Raw genomic sequence first — 15503 nt, 5'->3', positions numbered from 1 at the left:
CGGCGCGGCCCAAACGGCCGCTTGCGACTCGACTGCGCGGCCCGTTCCTGCGGCGACGACGATTCATTTCGGTAGACCTTTCTGCGTCAAATCTCCGGTGGGCTGGGCCGAGCGTGTCAGGCCGTGTCGAGGCCGAAAAGATCGGTGAGCCAGGACAGATCGAGTTGACCGTCCACGCCCGCGTCCACGGGGCTCGTCGGGTCGGTGGCCAGCGCCGAACCGCCGAACCACCCGCCGAACGCCGGGATCGGATCCTGGATGTCCAAGAAGACGCGTTGCGCGGCGTTCCACAACGTCGAGAACGGCTCCTGTTCCATGAACGCCCCGGTGACGTAGGTCGCCGGGTTCTGCAGTTCCCTGATCGCGTCCTGGACGCCTTCGTTCCAGGCGTTGGCCAGCGCGGTGTTGATCTCGTCCCAGCTGATGTGGCTCGGCAGGAGTTCGAGGCTGAGCGCGGTGGGCACGTTGGCCGGTCCCTGGTTCCAGCCTTCGGTGAGGCTGCCGTAACCCAGGTTCACCAGGATCCGCATGCTGGGTTCCAACAGGGCAGCCAGCGGGTTGCCCCAGATCGGGTTGAGCCGCAACAGGTCCAGCAGCGGCAGGGAGTCGGTGGGGATCATGTAGTAGTTGGTGAGGCTGTCGGGGTCTGTGGTCTCCAGCTGGATGGCATTCGCGATGTCGTCGGCGCTCAGACCGAAATGTCCGTTATGCAGCAAGAACATGCCCGCGACGGCATTGAGGGATGCCAGTAGGTTCAGCGGATACCGCGGAAAGTCGGCGTAGCCGTCGTATTCCATCGTGTAGACATCGGTGGTGAAGTAGTCCGGAGTGGGGTGACCAAGGGTCATCCCGTTCCAAAAAGTGAGGTTCCCACCCCAGAAGTTGAGCGCCTGGAGAATGCCCCCATTGGGGTTGGCGGAATTGCCCACCAGCACGAAGTGGACGTCCTCGGCCGACACGCCCTGATGGTGGAGCTGTTCCATCGTCATCGAAGCCATCGCCGAGCTCTGCGAGTAGCCGAACACATATACGGGGTTATCGCCGTTCACTTGACCGGTGGCGATCTCGTTGTTGATCGCCTGGGCCAGGATCTGCGCGCCCTGGACCATCGAGAGGTTGCCCGGGTAGTACAACTGGGGCGTGAACAAGGACTGCGCGGTACCGGTGAAGCCGTGCGGCTGCAGGTATAACGCGTTGGCGGCGTTGACATAACCGTCCGAGGGCAGCGGGATACCACTGCCGCCCACGACGAATGCCGTACCTCCCGCGGCCAGTTGCACCTCCGGGGTCGCCGCAGCAGTCGACGACGGCGTCAGCGGCGACAGCCCGACCACACCGGCAAAGGCGAGGAAGGCAAGGAACGCACTGCAGACCCCGAACACTACGCGGCTCCGGCGAGCCGCACCCGCATGACCCGCGCCCGGCACCATGGCCAATCCGCTCATGAAAAACTCCCAACCGCTGGTCGCTGCGACTGAATCGTTACGCAATCGAAATTAGATCACCCGCAACAGTTCTAGTCAGTCGTTCTGCGGAAAGCCAGCCAGATTGACATAACCTTCGTTATTGGGACGTGATGATAATTCGGCCTTTTGCCTTCGCCCGAATCGGGAGGCGAACCAACGTCCGCGTAAAGTGTCCGGCGTGGATATAAACGGAGCAAGCGCGATCGTCACCGGTGGCGCGTCAGGAATCGGAGCGGCCACTGCCCGCCAGTTGGCCGACAAGGGTGCCCGGGTCGTCGTCGCCGACCTACAGGCCGACAAGGGCGAGGCGCTGGCCCACGAGATCGGCGGGGTGTTCGTGCCCGTCGATGTGACCAACACCGATCAGATCATCGACGCGGTCAACACCGCCGCCGACCTCGGCCCGCTGCGGGCGCTGGTGAACTCGGCCGGCATCGGCTGGGCGCAGCGCACCATCGGCAAGGACGGCGAGTTCGACTCGGCGCACAGCCTGGACGCCTACAAGAAGGTGCTGGCGATCAACCTGGTCGGCACCTTCGACTGCATCCGGATCGCGGCCACCGCGATGAGCCGCAACGAGCTCAGCTCCACCGGCGAGCGGGGCGCGATTGTCAACATGACCAGCGTTGCGGCCTTCGACGGCCAGATCGGCCAGGCCGCCTACTCGTCGTCCAAGGGCGGCGTCGTGGGTATGACCCTGCCGGTGGCCCGGGACCTGTCCGCGTCGGGCATCCGGGTGAACACCGTGGCCCCCGGCCTGATCGACACCCCGATCTACGGCGAGGGCGAGGCCTCGGAGGCCTTCAAGGCCAAGCTCGGTGAGTCCGTGCTGTTCCCGCACCGGCTCGGCAAGCCCGAAGAGCTCGCGTCGATGGTGGTCGAGCTGATCACCAACTCTTACATGAACGCCGAGGTCGTCCGGGTGGACGGCGGCATCCGGATGCCACCGAAATAGTTCTCCTCCCGAAACGGCAGGCTCCCGGCACCGCGGGGAGCCTGCCGTTTTCAGTTGGCGACGCTCATCGGCGGCGGTATCGGGCTGATCCTCCCCTGCCGACGCGTGGCGCCCCAGAGCCCGACGCCGATGCCGACGATCGCTCCACCGAGTCCTATGATCTGCTGGCCGCGCTTGAGGTCGGCGTGCACGCTCATCCCGCCCACCAGGTCGGCGGCGTCAGCACCACCGGACGCCAGGAACCAGCCGCGGGTGTCTCGGCCACGCGCCGCCGCGTACAGCAACAGACCCCCGATCAAGGCGTCGCGGTAGCCCATCGACCGAAGCAGCAGGCGCGCGGAAGGCCCCGGATCATCCGGCTCTCCCCACAACCGGTTCGCCCGCAGGGGATCGACCAGAAACGAGACCCCCGAGGCCAGCCGAATGCTGCCCGCGACGAGCGCGGCGCGGTCCCTCACCATGGACCGCAGCTTAAGGCGGGTCAGCTGTGCCCGGAGCTATTTCCAGGCGAACACCGGTTGCTCCAGCTCGTCGACCGGGTCATGCCGGCCCTCCAGACACAACCACCGCAGTTGCAGCAGCACCGCACCCGTCGGCGCGTGGATGAGGTCGTTGCCCAGCGGGATCTGCACAACCGGACGCGAACTCTCCGGGATGGTGATGAAGCGCGGGGAATCGTCGCGTTGCAATTGGTGCAGACCGACCCGGTAGGCCGCCACCACCTCGTCGGGCGCGGGCTGCGGGTCGAGCCGCCCACCACCCCAGATCACCACCGGGCTGATGACGTATCCCGAGCGGGTCGGGTAGTCGTCGAGCAGACCCAGCACGGCTGAGCCGGGCAGCCTGATGCCGACCTCCTCGTCCAACTCCCGCAGCGCAGCGTCGACCGCGGATTCGCCGGGATCCAGGCGGCCGCCCGGCAGCGCCCACTGCGCGGCGTGCGAGGTGAGACGAGAGGCCCTGCGGCACAGCAGGAATGCAGCGCCTCCGGATACGTCGACCATGCGGCCGTCCAGGCCCGCCTCCGGCATGGGCCGGCCGCCGATCCAGTCGTCGACGGGCGCGGGGTCGACCCGGTCTTCGCCGACCTCGGAGTCCACGATCACCACCGCGACGGCCGCGTGCCGCTTCGACGGGTCGGTCACCGCGCGGCGGTCGTGCGCATCCAGGCGGGCCCGGATCCGTTCCCGCAGCGCCTCGTCGTAGCTGATCGTCACCGCTTGACCATAGGCAGCGCAGCCGGGGGCTAGCCCGCGTTGCGGGCCAGGTTGATGGCGTACTCGCTGACGAAGCGGCCCGCGGCGGGTTCACCGGCGCCGCAGCTGCCGTCGGATTCGCCCACGCGCTTCACCCAGAGGTAGGCATCGGCGTGCGCGCCGGCGGTGTCGGTGGTCGGCGGCGCGCCCAGCGCCCGTCCGCTGGGGTTGCACCAGTAGAAGGGATCGCCTTCGGCCGGGCCAGCACCGTTGCGGGAGGTGTCGATCACGTAGTGCGCGCCGCCGGTCATCCCCGAAATCTCTTCGCCGTAACCGATCTCTTCCTCGGTGGTGAAGTAGTTCGTGGTGTTGAGGCTGAAGCCCCGCGCCCGCGCCACCCCGGCCTGGTTGAGGCGGTTGGCCATCTCACCGGCGTTGACCCAGCGTGAGTGCCCGGCGTCGACGTAGACGGCGGTGGCCGGGTTGCGGCCCAGCGTGTCGACGGCGTAGCTGATCAGGTCGAAGCGCTCCTGGCGCTGGTCACCGGAGAGGCAGTCGGCCATCGCCAGCGCATCGGGTTCCAGGATGATCGCCGCCGGCGAGCCGCCGATCCCGTCGGCGACACTGTCGATCCAGGCACGGTAGGACGCGCCGGAGGAGAATCCGCCGGCTGCGTAGCTGCCGCAGTCCCGGTGCGGGATGGCGTAGAGCACCAGCACCGGCATGGCACCGGCCGCCGCGGCCGCGCCGGTGTGCCGGGCCACGGTCGAGCCGACAGATCCCACGCCGAACGCCTGGTCGAGCCAGTAGGCCTGCGGCGTGTTGGCGACCCGAGCCAGTTCGGCGCTCTCCGGCTGCGCGTTGGAGGCGTGCATCGCCTTCGAGATGGGATCGACATAGAAGGGCATCCCGGCCAGTGGGTTCCCGTCATCGGCCAGTGCCGGAGCTGCTCCGACCAGGGCCGCAGCGGCAAGGAGGGGGGTGAGGCAGCGCGCGACTGCACCAAAAACTGAGGGGGTCACAGGCAAAAATTACCTTATGGCCGACCCAAGGTCACAAGACGGTCACGGATGGCTCAGCCCAGCAGCGCGTCGACGAACGCCGCCGGCTCGAACGGCGCCAGGTCGTCGGGCCCCTCCCCGAGCCCCACCAGTTTGACCGGCACGCCGAGCTCCTGCTGCACCCGGAAGACGATCCCGCCCTTGGCGGTGCCGTCCAGTTTGGTCAGCACCACCCCGGTGATGTCGACCACGTCGGCGAAGACCCGGGCCTGGGCCAGGCCGTTCTGCCCGATGGTGGCGTCCAGCACCAACAGCACCTCGTCGACCGAAGCCCGGCGTTCCACCACCCGCTTGACCTTGCCGAGCTCGTCCATCAGGCCGGTCTTGGTGTGCAGCCGGCCGGCGGTGTCGATCACGACGACGTCGACACCGGCCGACACCCCCTTGTCGACGGCGTCGAACGCCACCGAGGCCGGATCGGCCCCCTCGGCACCGCGCACCACCTCGGCGCCCACCCGCGCCCCCCAGGTCTGCAGCTGGTCGGCCGCGGCGGCCCGGAAGGTGTCGGCCGCGCCCAGCACCACCCGCCGGCCGTCGGCCACCAGCACCCGGGCCAGCTTGCCGACGGTGGTGGTCTTGCCGGTGCCGTTGACCCCGACCACCAGCAACACCGACGGATGGTCATCGTGCGGTAGCGCTCGCACGGAACGGTCCAGGCCCGGCTGCAGTTCGCCGATGAGCACATCGCGCAGCGCGGCGCGGGCCTCGGCTTCGGTGCGCACCTGGCCACCGGCCAGCCGTGCGCGCAGCTGGGTCACCACCGATTCGGTGACGACGGGACCCAGATCGGCCACCAGCAGGGTGTCTTCGACGTCCTGCCACGAGTCGTCGTCGAGGTCGCCGCCGCCGAGCAGACCGAGCACGCTGCGCCCCAACGCGTTCTGCGACTTGGCAAGTCGGCCGCGCAGACGCTCCAGCCGGCCGTCAACCGGCTCGATGGTTTCGGCCGCCGACGGTGCTTCCGGCAACACCTCCGGCGGTGCGTCGGGTAGCTCGACCTCGGTGATGGTGCGCCGGGGTGCGTCGCGGGGCACGGTCGCGTCGTCGCCGATCACCGGAACCGGGGCTTCGGTTCGGCTGAACGTGATGCCCGAGGAGGCCGCGTAGCCGCCGGAGCGGTCCAGGCTCTGCTGTTCGGTGCCCGACAGGCTGATCCGCCGGCGGCGGTAGCGCAGCAGGCCGAAGATCAGTGCGGCGATGACGGCGAGTGCGGCGACGATCGCGATGGCGATCCAGAGACCTTCAGACACCCCGACATTGTTCCAGGGCCGTGGTGAACATGGGTTGTCGGTGCTGCCCGGCAGACTGCGCACAGACGCCTCGGGGCGTAATCTGCGACTACTTGAGCTGCCATCGGGAAGAGGTGCACCGTGTCCAGGCTGGGACATGACCTGCCTCGCGGCTTGCTGACCCTGGAGCAGTGGGACGCCCTTGAGGTCGCCCACTCGCGACGATGGGAGCTCAGCGAGGGAACCATCATCATGTCGCCGCGGCTACAGCTCACCCATCAGCGCATTTCACGACAGCTCACGCGCTTGCTGCAGGATCACCTGCCAGCGGAACTGGAGGCAGTTCCCGAAATCGAGGTGACGACCAACGCCTCGTTTCCGCCCAGCGTCCGTGACCCGGACATCGTGGTGATCCGCAGTCGCGCCGTGCCCGGACGTACGGTCCGGGTGTCGCCAGAATATGTTGCGCTCGTCGTCGAGATCGTCTCGCCCGGCTCACGCGGCATGGACCACGTCATGAAGCTGCACGAGTACGCCAAGGCCGGCATCGAGCACTACTGGATCGTCGACGCCGAGTCCCCCACCGGTGAGTGGTTCCTGGCCTACCATCTCGACGGCGAGTTGTACCGGCCGGTTCCGGTACTCGACGGGGAGCGGGCCCATGTCCGCGAGCCTGCCGAAATACGGTTCACACTGAACGAGTTGACCGGCTAACCCGGACTGGAGATCAGCTCTTCGCCGCGGATGCGCTGCGAGATCACCGCGGTGATGCCGTCGCCCTGCATCGTCACCCCGTACAGCGCGTCGGCGACCTCCATCGTCGGCTTCTGGTGGGTGATGACGATCAGCTGCGAACGAGCCCGCAGCATCTCGAACAGGGCCAGCAGACGGCGCAGGTTGGTGTCATCGAGCGCGGCCTCGACCTCGTCCATGATGTAGAACGGCGACGGGCGGGCCCGGAAGATCGCGACCAGCATCGCGATGGCGGTCAGCGACTTCTCGCCACCGGACAGCAGCGACAACCGCTTGACCTTCTTGCCGGGCGGGCGGGCTTCGACGTCGACGCCGGTGGTCAGCATGTCACCGGGATCGGTCAGCAGCAGCCGGCCCTCCCCGCCCGGGAACAGCGCCGCGAACACCTCCCGGAATTCGCGCTCCACGTCGGCGTAGGCGTCGGTGAACACCTGCAGGATGCGCGCGTCGACGTCGGACACCACGTCGAGCAGGTCTTTGCGCGCGGCCTTGACGTCCTCGAGCTGGGTGGACAGGAAGTTGTAGCGCTCCTCCAGCGCCGCGAACTCCTCCAGCGCCAGCGGGTTGACCCGGCCCAGTTCGGCTAGCTCGCGTTCGGCGCGCTTGGCCCGGCGCTCCTGGGTGGGGCGGTCGAAGGGCATCGGGGCCGGCGCGGTCACCTGCTCCCCGCGTTCGCGGGCCTGCTCGAATTCGGCCATCTCGAGCTCCGTCGGCGGCAGCGGAACATCCGGGCCGTATTCGGCGATCAGGTCCGCCGAACTCATCCCGAACTGTTCGAGCACCGTCTGCTCGAGTTGTTCGATACGCAGGGCGGCCTGCGCCTTGGCGACTTCGTCGCGGTGCAGTGACTCGGTGAGCGCGGTGAGGCGGGTGCTCAGCGAGTTCACCTCGTCGCGGACCGCGGCCATCGCGACGGCCCGCTGCTGACGCTCACCGGCCAGCCCGTCACGGATCCGCGACGCCGCGGTCACCACGTGCTGCAGCCGCCGGGCCAGTTCGCCGCCGGCCTCGGCCACCGCGGCCGCCGTGGCGGCCGCGAGCGCACGCGCGGCGCGGGCCTGCTCGGCGCGCACCCGTGCCTCCCGTTCGGCGGCGGCCGCCCGGCGCAGCGAGTCCGCCCTGCCCCGCACCGCATTGGCGCGCTCCTCGGCGGTGCGCACCGCCAGCCGGGCCTCCACCTCGACACTGCGGGCGGCCTCGGCAGCGGCCGCGATCTGCTGGCGGTCCACGGGCTCCGCGGCGGCGGTCGGCTGGTCCTGTTCGGCGTTGCGCAGCCGGGCTTCCAGTTCGCCCAGCTCGGTGACGGTCTGCGCCCGGCCGGCCTCCAGCTCGTCGCGCTCGCGCAGCTGTCGGCGCCACTCGGTCTCGGCCGCCCGGGCGTCCTGCCCGAGCCGGCCCAGCTGTTCGTGCGTCGCGGCGATGGCGGCGTCGGACTCGTTGAGCGCCGCCAGCGCCTGCTCGGTGGCGTCCTGACGGGCGGCCTGCTCGGCCAGCGCGCCCGCGAGGGCCGCGCTGAGTTCTCCGACCTGCGTTTCGGCGGCAGCCAGTTCGGCGCGGGCCTTGTCGATCTCGCTGTTGATCTCGAGGGTCGACGGTTTGCGATCCGAGCCGCCGCTGACCCACCCCGCGCCGACCAGATCACCGTCGACCGTCACCGCCCGCACCCCGGGGCGGGCCGCCACCAGGTCCAGCGCCGCGGGAAGATCGGCGACCACCACCACCGACGACAACATGGCCGTCATCGCGCCCCGCAGCCGGTCGGGGGCGTCGATCAACTCCAGTGCCCACCGGGCCCCGTCGGGCAGCGCGGCACGCTGTTCCGGAACCGGCGGCAGGGGCCAGTCCCCGAGCACGATGGCAGCCCGTCCACCGTCGGCGTTCTTCAGCGCGTGCAGCGCAGCACGGGCCGCGCCGGCGTTCTCGGCGGCCAGGGCGTCGGCGGCCGACCCGAGCACCGCGGCCAGGGCGGCCTCATACCCCGAATGCACCTTGACCAACTTGGCGATCGACCCGAACAGCCCGGATCCGCCGTGGTTCTGGGCCAGCCAGGCGGCACCGTCACGGCGTTCCAGCCCCATCGACAACGCCTCGATGCGAGCCCGCAGCGAGGCCACCTGCCGCTCGGCGCCACGTTCGGCGGCCTGCAGTTCGGCGACCCGCTCGTCGGCCAGCCGCAACGTGGCCACGGTCCGCTCGTGGTGTTCGTCGAGGCCGAGCTCGCCCTGATCGAGTTCGCCGACCCGGCCCTGAACCGTCTCGAACTCCGCCTGGGCGGCCTGGGCGCGCGCGGCGGCCTCCTCGATGCGCGTCGACAGCTGCGCCACGTGAGTGTCGATCGACTCGACGCGGGCCCGAATGGTCTCCACCTGACCGGTCAGCCGGGCCAGGCCCTCACGCCGGTCCGCCTCGGCGCGGACCGCCGCCAGGTGCGCCTTCTCCGCCTCGGCGCTGCGGCGTTCGCGTTCGGTCAACTCGGCGCGGGCGGCCTCCAGCCGGATGCCGGCCTCGGTCAGTTCGGCCAGCAACTGCTGCTCGGCGGCGGCCACCTGCTCGGCCTCGGCCTCCAGCGCGTCGGGGTCGACGCCGCCGGTGGTGATCGGCTCCTCGTCGAGATGCTGGGCGCGTTCGCTGGCGATCCGCACCGTGGCGCTGACCCGTTCGGCCAGCGCCGACAGCGAGAACCAGGTCTGTTGGGCGGCTTCGGCGCGCTGGGTCAGGGTGGCGACCGCGGACTCGTGGGCGGTCAGCTCGTCGGCGGCCACCGTCAGCCGCTCGGTGATCTGGTCGTGTTCGCGGCGCAGTGTCGCCTCGGCGTCGGTGGTCCCGGCGAACTCGGCCTGCCGCGCGACCAGGTCGTCGGCGGTCAGCCGCAGCCGGGCGTCGCGCAGGTCGGCCTGGATGGTGGCGGCCCGGCGGGCGACTTCGGCCTGGCGGCCCAGCGGTTTGAGCTGGCGGCGCAGCTCGGTGGTCAGGTCGGTCAGCCGGGCCAGGTTGGCCGACATCGCGTCCAGTTTGCGGACCGCCTTCTCCTTGCGCTTGCGGTGCTTGAGCACCCCGGCGGCCTCTTCGATGAACGCCCGGCGGTCTTCGGGCCGCGATTCCAGGATCTGCGCCAGCCGGCCCTGGCCGACGATGACGTGCATCTCGCGGCCGATACCGGAGTCGCTCAGCAGCTCCTGGACGTCCATCAACCGGCAGCTGGCTCCGTTGATCTCGTATTCGCTGGCCCCGTCGCGGAACATCCGCCGGGTGATCGACACCTCCGCGTACTCGATCGGCAGGGCGTTGTCGGAGTTGTCGATGGTGACGGTGACCTCGGCACGGCCGAGCGGGGCGCGCGAGGAGGTGCCGGCGAAGATGACGTCTTCCATCTTGCCGCCGCGCAGGGTCTTGGCGCCCTGCTCGCCCATCACCCAGGCCAGCGCGTCGACCACGTTGGATTTGCCCGACCCGTTGGGTCCGACGACGGCGGTGATGCCCGGCTCGAAGCGCAGAGTCGTCGGCGAGGCGAAGGACTTGAAGCCCTTCAGCGTCAGACTCTTGAGATACACGGGGTGTGAGACTACCGGTCTAGCGTTCGGCGAATCCGTCGATCGGCTCCCCGGCCGCCGCCCAGTCCGCGACGACGGTGTCCACCCGGCCCGGCGTCGTCCCGCCCTGCAGCAGGTCCAGCAGGCGCTGGCAGTCCCGGCGGGGCCCCTGGGCGACCACCTGCACCCGGCCGTCCGGGCGGTTGGCGGCGTATCCGGTCAAGCCCAGCTCCAGCGCCCGTGACCGGGTCCACCAGCGAAACCCCACACCCTGGACGTGGCCGTGCACCCAGGCGGTGAGGCGGACGTCAGGCCCGGTCACCGGCGTCGATCTCAAAGCGCACCTCGGTGCCCGATCCCAGCGTGCGGCCCACGGTGCAGACCTGCTCGACGGCGCGGCGCACCACGGTCAGCAACCGCTCCCGGTCGACCTCGTCAAGGCTCGACAGGTCCAGCTCCAGGGTCTCCGCCAGCAGCGGATAGCGCTCCTGCTCACGGTCGGCGGCCCCGGAGACCTGGATCGTCGCCGCATAGTCGTCACCGAGTCGGCGGGCCAGCGGGGCGTCGCTGGACATTCCGCTGCACGCGGCCAGCGCGATCTTCAGCAGTTCGCCGGGGGTGAAAACGCCGTCGACGTCTTCGCTGCCGACCAGCACCTGCGCGCCCCGGGAACTGTGTCCGGTGTAGCGCCGGGTTCCGGTTCGTTCCACCCACAACTTCGTCATGGGAACAGTTTGGCAGCTGAGGGCTGACCTTCGCCGAACGTGCAGTCAGCCCGAAAAAACCGCAGATTTCTCGCGCTCATTACACGCTCGGTGAACGGTGGCGAGCAGGCGTAGGGTCGGCGACATCATGCAGGCCGCGATTCCACTGTTCGGCCGGTTCACCGCATTGGATGCGGTGGGGCCGTATGAGGTGCTGCAGCGGATTCCCGACATCGACGTGGTGTTCGTCGGTCACCAGCGCGGCGAGGTTCGCAGCGACAACGGGATGCTCGGACTGAGCTGCGACGCGCGGTTCGATGAGCTGCCCCGCCCGGACATCGTCGTCGTCCCCGGCGGTATCGGGACCCGAGTGCTGCTCGACGACGAGGCCCTGCTCGACTGGCTGCGAAAAGCCCACGCCCACAGCCGGTTCACCACATCGGTGTGCACGGGCTCGCTGCTGCTGGCCGCCGCCGGGCTGTTGGACGGCCTGACCGCCACCACACATTGGAGCGCCGTCGAGCTGCTGGAGCACCTGGGCGCCCGCTACGTGGAGCAGCGCGTGGTCGAGCACCTGCCGCAGCGGATCGTGACCTCCGCGGGGGTGTCCAGCGGCATCGACATGGCGCTGCGGCTCGTCGAACTGCTGGTGGACACCGAAGCGGCCCAGGCCGTGCAGCTGTTGATCGAGTACGACCCGCAGCCGCCGTTCGACTGCGGGTCACTGGCCAAGGCCGGTGAGGCCGTTCGCGACCGCGCCGCACAGCTGCGGCGCTGAGCTGCCATGGCCACCGTCGTCGCGTTCCACGCGCATCCCGACGACGAGGCGATCCTGACCGGGGGGACCCTGGCGCGGGCGGCCGCCGACGGGCATCGCGTGGTTGTGGTGACGGCGACCGACGGGCGGGTGGACAACGACGACTGTGATCGGCTCTCCGAATTGCGTTTGAGTGCAAAGCGTCTCGGTGTTCATCGGGTCGAATGTCTCGACTACGCCGACAGCGGCTTCGGGGCGGAGTTGTATCCCGACCCGCCGGGACGGATCAGGTTCGCCCGGGCCGACGTCGAGGAGGCCGCGCAGCGGCTGGCCGCCATCCTGCGCGACGAAGGCTCGGATCTGCTGTTGAGCTACCAGGCCAACGGCGGCTACGGCCATCGTGATCACGTGCAGGTCCATCACGTCGGCAGGCGGGCCGCCCAGATCGCGGGCACACCGCGTGTGCTGGAGGCGACCATGCCCCGGGAGATGCTGGCCCGGGTCGCCAACGCCGCTGCGCTGCTACGCCTGCCCGCGCCCTACCCGCGCGAGGTGGTGCGCACCGCGTATGCGCCCACATCGGCGATCACGCACCGGATCAACGTCTTTCGGTTCGCCCGGCAGAAGCGCGACGCCTGTGCCGCGCACCGTTCGCAGATCGGCGCCAACCGCGCAACGGCACGCCTGTTCGCGGTATTGCTGCGGCTTCCCCCGCAGGTTGCCGGGCTGATGTTCGGGCGGGAGTGGTTCGTGGATCCGGCGCTGGCGCCGGGCCGGGTGTACCGCGACATCTTCGAGTGATCGCGGACTAGAACCACGACGGTGCGGGAGCACGACGGCGCGAGCGTGCGCAGAATGCCACAGTTTGCGGCGTGTTGGTGTGCAAACACGCACCCTCGCGGAACGAACGCCTGAGTCAGCGTTGGCACTTCGGGCAGTAGTAGGACGAACGGTTCATGAACTTCGCCCGGCGGATCGTGGTGCCGCAGCGCCGGCACGGTTCGTCTTCGCGGCCATAGGCATCCAGCGACCGGCTGAAGTAGCCGGACTCACCGTTGACGTTGACGTAGAGCGAGTCGAACGAGGTGCCGCCGACGGCGAGTGCATCGCGCATCACCTCCGCGGCGGCATCCAGCAGCGCCCGAAGCCGCGGCCGGGACAGCCGGTCGGCCACCCGGGTGCCGCGAATCCCGGCCCGCCACAGTGCTTCGTCGGCATAGATGTTGCCGATCCCCGACACCACGGTCTGGTCGAGGAGCTGGCGTTTGATCTCGGAGTGCTTGCACCGCAGCACATCGACCACGGATTCGGCGTCGAAGCGCGGGTCCAGCGGGTCGCGGGCCAGATGCGCCACCGGCACCGGCAGCACGCTGCCGTCCACCTCGACCAGATCGGTGAGCTGCCACCCACCGAACGTCCGCTGGTCGACGAAGCTGACCTTCGTACCGTCGTCGAGCAGGGCGGCGATCCGCAGATGCCTGGCGTCGGGCAGCTCCCCCAGCAACATCTGGCCGCTCATGCCCAGATGCACCACCAGCGCCTCGTCGGCGGCAGCGGCGCCGGTCAGCAGCAGCCATAGGTACTTGCCGCGCCGGTCGGTGCCGGCGATCCGGGCACCCAGCAGCCGGCTGGTCAGATCGGCGGGGCCTGCCTCGTGCCGGCGTACGGCCCGCGGATGGTGTACCCGCACCGCGGCGATCGTGCGTCCCACCAGATGGTCGTTCAGGCCGCGCCGTACCACCTCGACCTCGGGAAGTTCGGGCATCTTCAGGCCGGGGATGCGGCGTCCAACGCCGTCCAGGCGGCCGCCGCGGCCTTCTGTTCGGCTTCCTTCTTGGTCCGCCCCACCCCGCAGCCGTATTCGGTGTCCGACACCACGACGGTCGCGGTGAACTCGCGATCATGGTCGGGGCCGGTGGAGCTGACCTGGTATGACGGCACACCGAGACCCCGGGCCGCGGTCAGTTCCTGCAGGCTGGTCTTCCAATCCAGCCCGGCCCCCAGCGTGGCCGCGGTGTCGAGCAACGGACCGAACAACCGCAGGATGACTTCCCGGGCGGTGTCGATCCCGTGCTGCAGGTACACCGCTCCCAGCAGAGACTCCATGCCGTCGGCCAGGATGCTGGATTTGTCCGAGCCGCCGGTGTTGATCTCACCGCGGCCGAGCAGCAGGTGAGAGCCCAGTCCGTCCTCGGTCAGCCCGCGCGCCACCTCGGCCAGCGCGGAGGTGTTGACCACGCTGGAGCGCAGTTTGGCCAGGTCGCCCTCGGGCCGGTCCGGGTGACGGTGGAACAGTTCGTCGGTGATGGTCAGCCCGAGCACCGCGTCGCCGAGGAACTCCAGGCGCTCATTGGTGGGCAGGCCCCCGTTCTCGTAGGCATAGCTGCGATGGGTGACGGCCAGGGTGAGCAGTTCGTCGGAGAGATCTACGCCGAGCGCATCCAGCACGGCTTGCCGGGGACGGCTCACCGCTCACCGTCGTCGTTCGACTCGGTGCCCTGCGACCCCAGGGGGCCGGCCATCTCTGCGAGCTTGGCCCAGCGCGGGTCGATCTTGTCGTGATGGTGGCCGGGTTCCGCCGACGCCAGTGCCACCCCGCAGTCGGGGCACAATCCCGGGCAGTCCGGCTCGCACAGCGGGGACAGCGGCAGGGCCAGGCCGACCGCGTCGACGATCGCCTGCTCGAGGTCCACGGAGTCGTCGACGACCCGGCCGATCTCGTCGTCGGTGGTGGCATCGGTGGTGCTGTCCGGGTAGGCGAACAGCTCGGTCAGTTCGACCTCGATGTCACCGGTGAGCGGCTGCAGGCACCGGGCGCATTCGCCCGCGGTGGGCGCCGACACCACACCGGTCACCAAGACACCTTCGGAGACCGACTCCACCCGCAGGTCCAGATCCACCGCGGCGTGCGGGGGGATCGCCATCAGGTCCAGCCCGATGCGCGACGGACTGGACCGCTGCTCCTGCAGCGGCATCAGCGCGCCGGGCCGTCGGCCCAGCCGGGCGACGTTGACCACGAAAGGCGAAGCCTTCACCGCTTTCATGCCTGCGCCCGGGTGCCTCGCCATGCCGCGATTCTACGCAGCGACCGACACGGAGTCCGAGGGTCAGCGAGTCGCGTAGTCGTGGGTGCCTGCGGCGGTACGCAGTTGGTGACGACCACGGTTGATCGAGCGCAGGGTCCCGTTGAGGAAATCCTCGAACTCGGCCAGCTTGGCGTCGACATAGATATCGCATTCGCCGCGCATCCGGTCGGCTTCGGCGTGCGCCGAGTCGATCAGCCGGGTGGCTTCCGCCCGCGCCGAGGTCACCACCTCGTTCTGCGACACCAGCCGCTGCTGCTCCTTGATGCCCTCTTGCACGGCCTTCTCGTAGGCCGCGTTGCCGTTCTCGACCAACCGGTCGCATTCGGCCTGCGCACGGCTGGTGGCGGTCTCGAACTCACGCTTGGCGGTCGCCGCCAACCGAGCGGCCTCCTCGCGGGCTTCGGTGACCATCCGCTCGCTGTGGGCACGCGCCTCGGCGACCATCCGGTCGGCCTGGCCCTTCGCGTCGGCCAGCAGCCGGTCGGCCTCGGCCCGGGCGTGGTTGACCATCGAGTCGGATTCGGCGGTGGCGGAGCTGACCATCGAGTCCGCGTGCTCTTTGGCCTCGTTGAGCACCGAGTCGCGAGCGTCCAGCACGTCTTGGGCGTCGTCCAGTTCGCCGGGGATGGCATCCCGGATGTCGTCGATCAACTCCAGGACGTCGCCGCGGGGCACCACGCAGCCTGCCGTCATCGGCACGCCACGCGCTTCTTCGACAATGGAGCCCAGTTCGTCAAGGGCTTCGAACACTCGGTACACGGCAGCA

At 69.5% G+C, this 15503-nt stretch carries 16 protein-coding genes; 4 read left to right on the top strand and 12 right to left on the bottom strand.

Annotation, left to right across the window (positions count from 1 at the left end):
• Positions 1-116 precede the first annotated feature (116 nt).
• Positions 117-1445, bottom strand: a complete 1329-nt coding sequence (locus AWC16_RS20730; RefSeq protein WP_234812368.1) for a PE-PPE domain-containing protein — start codon at positions 1443-1445, stop codon at positions 117-119.
• A 199-nt stretch (positions 1446-1644) separates the two neighbouring features.
• Between AWC16_RS20730 and AWC16_RS20725 the strand changes: the two genes are divergently transcribed.
• The gene (locus AWC16_RS20725) at positions 1645-2421 is read left to right on the top strand and encodes an SDR family NAD(P)-dependent oxidoreductase (protein WP_085266662.1); all 777 of its coding nucleotides are present in this window, start codon (positions 1645-1647) and stop codon (positions 2419-2421) included.
• Between the two features lie 50 nt (positions 2422-2471).
• Here the strand turns inward: AWC16_RS20725 and AWC16_RS20720 are convergent, their stop codons facing one another.
• Genes AWC16_RS20720 through ftsY form a run of 4 tightly spaced genes read right to left on the bottom strand, consistent with a single transcriptional unit; the run spans position 2472 to position 5928 of the window.
• On the bottom strand, positions 2472-2882 hold the full coding sequence (locus AWC16_RS20720) for a DUF4267 domain-containing protein (protein WP_085266601.1): 411 nt from the start codon (positions 2880-2882) through the stop codon (positions 2472-2474).
• A 36-nt stretch (positions 2883-2918) separates the two neighbouring features.
• Positions 2919-3638: an NUDIX hydrolase gene (locus tag AWC16_RS20715; protein WP_085266600.1), complete on the bottom strand. Its 720-nt coding sequence runs from the start codon at positions 3636-3638 to the stop codon at positions 2919-2921.
• A 29-nt stretch (positions 3639-3667) separates the two neighbouring features.
• Positions 3668-4645, bottom strand: a complete 978-nt coding sequence (locus tag AWC16_RS20710) for a glycoside hydrolase family 6 protein (protein ID WP_420094311.1) — start codon at positions 4643-4645, stop codon at positions 3668-3670.
• 47 nt (positions 4646-4692) lie between these two features.
• A complete protein-coding gene (gene ftsY / locus AWC16_RS20705; RefSeq protein ID WP_085266598.1) occupies positions 4693-5928 on the bottom strand; it encodes a signal recognition particle-docking protein FtsY in 1236 nt (411 codons plus the stop codon).
• 120 nt (positions 5929-6048) lie between these two features.
• On the opposite strand from ftsY, the gene AWC16_RS20700 reads away from it, so the two are divergent.
• Entirely contained in the window at positions 6049-6621 is a 573-nt protein-coding gene (locus tag AWC16_RS20700) for a Uma2 family endonuclease (protein WP_085266597.1), read from the top strand.
• Here the strand turns inward: AWC16_RS20700 and smc are convergent.
• Genes smc through AWC16_RS20685 form a run of 3 tightly spaced genes read right to left on the bottom strand, consistent with a single transcriptional unit; the run spans position 6618 to position 10915 of the window.
• The gene (gene smc / locus AWC16_RS20695) at positions 6618-10211 is read right to left on the bottom strand and encodes a chromosome segregation protein SMC (protein WP_085266596.1); all 3594 of its coding nucleotides are present in this window, start codon (positions 10209-10211) and stop codon (positions 6618-6620) included. The genes AWC16_RS20700 and smc overlap by 4 nt on opposite strands.
• A 19-nt stretch (positions 10212-10230) precedes the next feature.
• Complete coding sequence (locus AWC16_RS20690; RefSeq protein WP_085266595.1) at positions 10231-10512, bottom strand: acylphosphatase; 282 nt, start codon at positions 10510-10512, stop codon at positions 10231-10233.
• Complete coding sequence (locus tag AWC16_RS20685; RefSeq protein WP_085266594.1) at positions 10499-10915, bottom strand: OsmC family protein; 417 nt, start codon at positions 10913-10915, stop codon at positions 10499-10501. Before AWC16_RS20685 ends, AWC16_RS20690 begins: the two co-directional genes overlap by 14 nt.
• Positions 10916-11042: 127 nt before the next feature.
• On the opposite strand from AWC16_RS20685, the gene AWC16_RS20680 reads away from it, so the two are divergent.
• A complete protein-coding gene (locus tag AWC16_RS20680) occupies positions 11043-11672 on the top strand; it encodes a DJ-1/PfpI family protein (RefSeq protein ID WP_085266593.1) in 630 nt (209 codons plus the stop codon).
• Positions 11673-11678: 6 nt separating this feature from the next.
• The gene (locus tag AWC16_RS20675) at positions 11679-12452 is read left to right on the top strand and encodes a PIG-L deacetylase family protein (RefSeq protein WP_085266592.1); all 774 of its coding nucleotides are present in this window, start codon (positions 11679-11681) and stop codon (positions 12450-12452) included.
• Positions 12453-12567: 115 nt separating this feature from the next.
• Here AWC16_RS20675 and mutM read toward each other — a convergent pair whose 3' ends face one another.
• From mutM to sepIVA, 4 genes are read right to left on the bottom strand one after another with little or no spacing between them, the layout of a single operon-like run.
• A complete protein-coding gene (mutM, locus tag AWC16_RS20670; RefSeq protein WP_085266591.1) occupies positions 12568-13416 on the bottom strand; it encodes a DNA-formamidopyrimidine glycosylase in 849 nt (282 codons plus the stop codon).
• A gap of 2 nt (positions 13417-13418) precedes the next feature.
• A complete protein-coding gene (gene rnc, locus AWC16_RS20665; protein ID WP_085266590.1) occupies positions 13419-14120 on the bottom strand; it encodes a ribonuclease III in 702 nt (233 codons plus the stop codon).
• Positions 14117-14719: a YceD family protein gene (locus tag AWC16_RS20660; RefSeq protein ID WP_085266589.1), complete on the bottom strand. Its 603-nt coding sequence runs from the start codon at positions 14717-14719 to the stop codon at positions 14117-14119. The genes rnc and AWC16_RS20660 overlap by 4 nt, the downstream gene beginning before the upstream one ends.
• A gap of 39 nt (positions 14720-14758) precedes the next feature.
• Positions 14759-15496: a cell division protein SepIVA gene (gene sepIVA, locus AWC16_RS20655; RefSeq protein ID WP_085266588.1), complete on the bottom strand. Its 738-nt coding sequence runs from the start codon at positions 15494-15496 to the stop codon at positions 14759-14761.
• Between the last annotated feature and the right edge of the window lie 7 nt (positions 15497-15503).

Origin of the sequence: Mycolicibacter longobardus (genome assembly GCF_002102265.1) — a bacterium.
GTDB lineage: Bacteria > Actinomycetota > Actinomycetes > Mycobacteriales > Mycobacteriaceae > Mycobacterium > Mycobacterium longobardum.
This window is presented reverse-complemented; position numbering and strand designations above follow the sequence as displayed.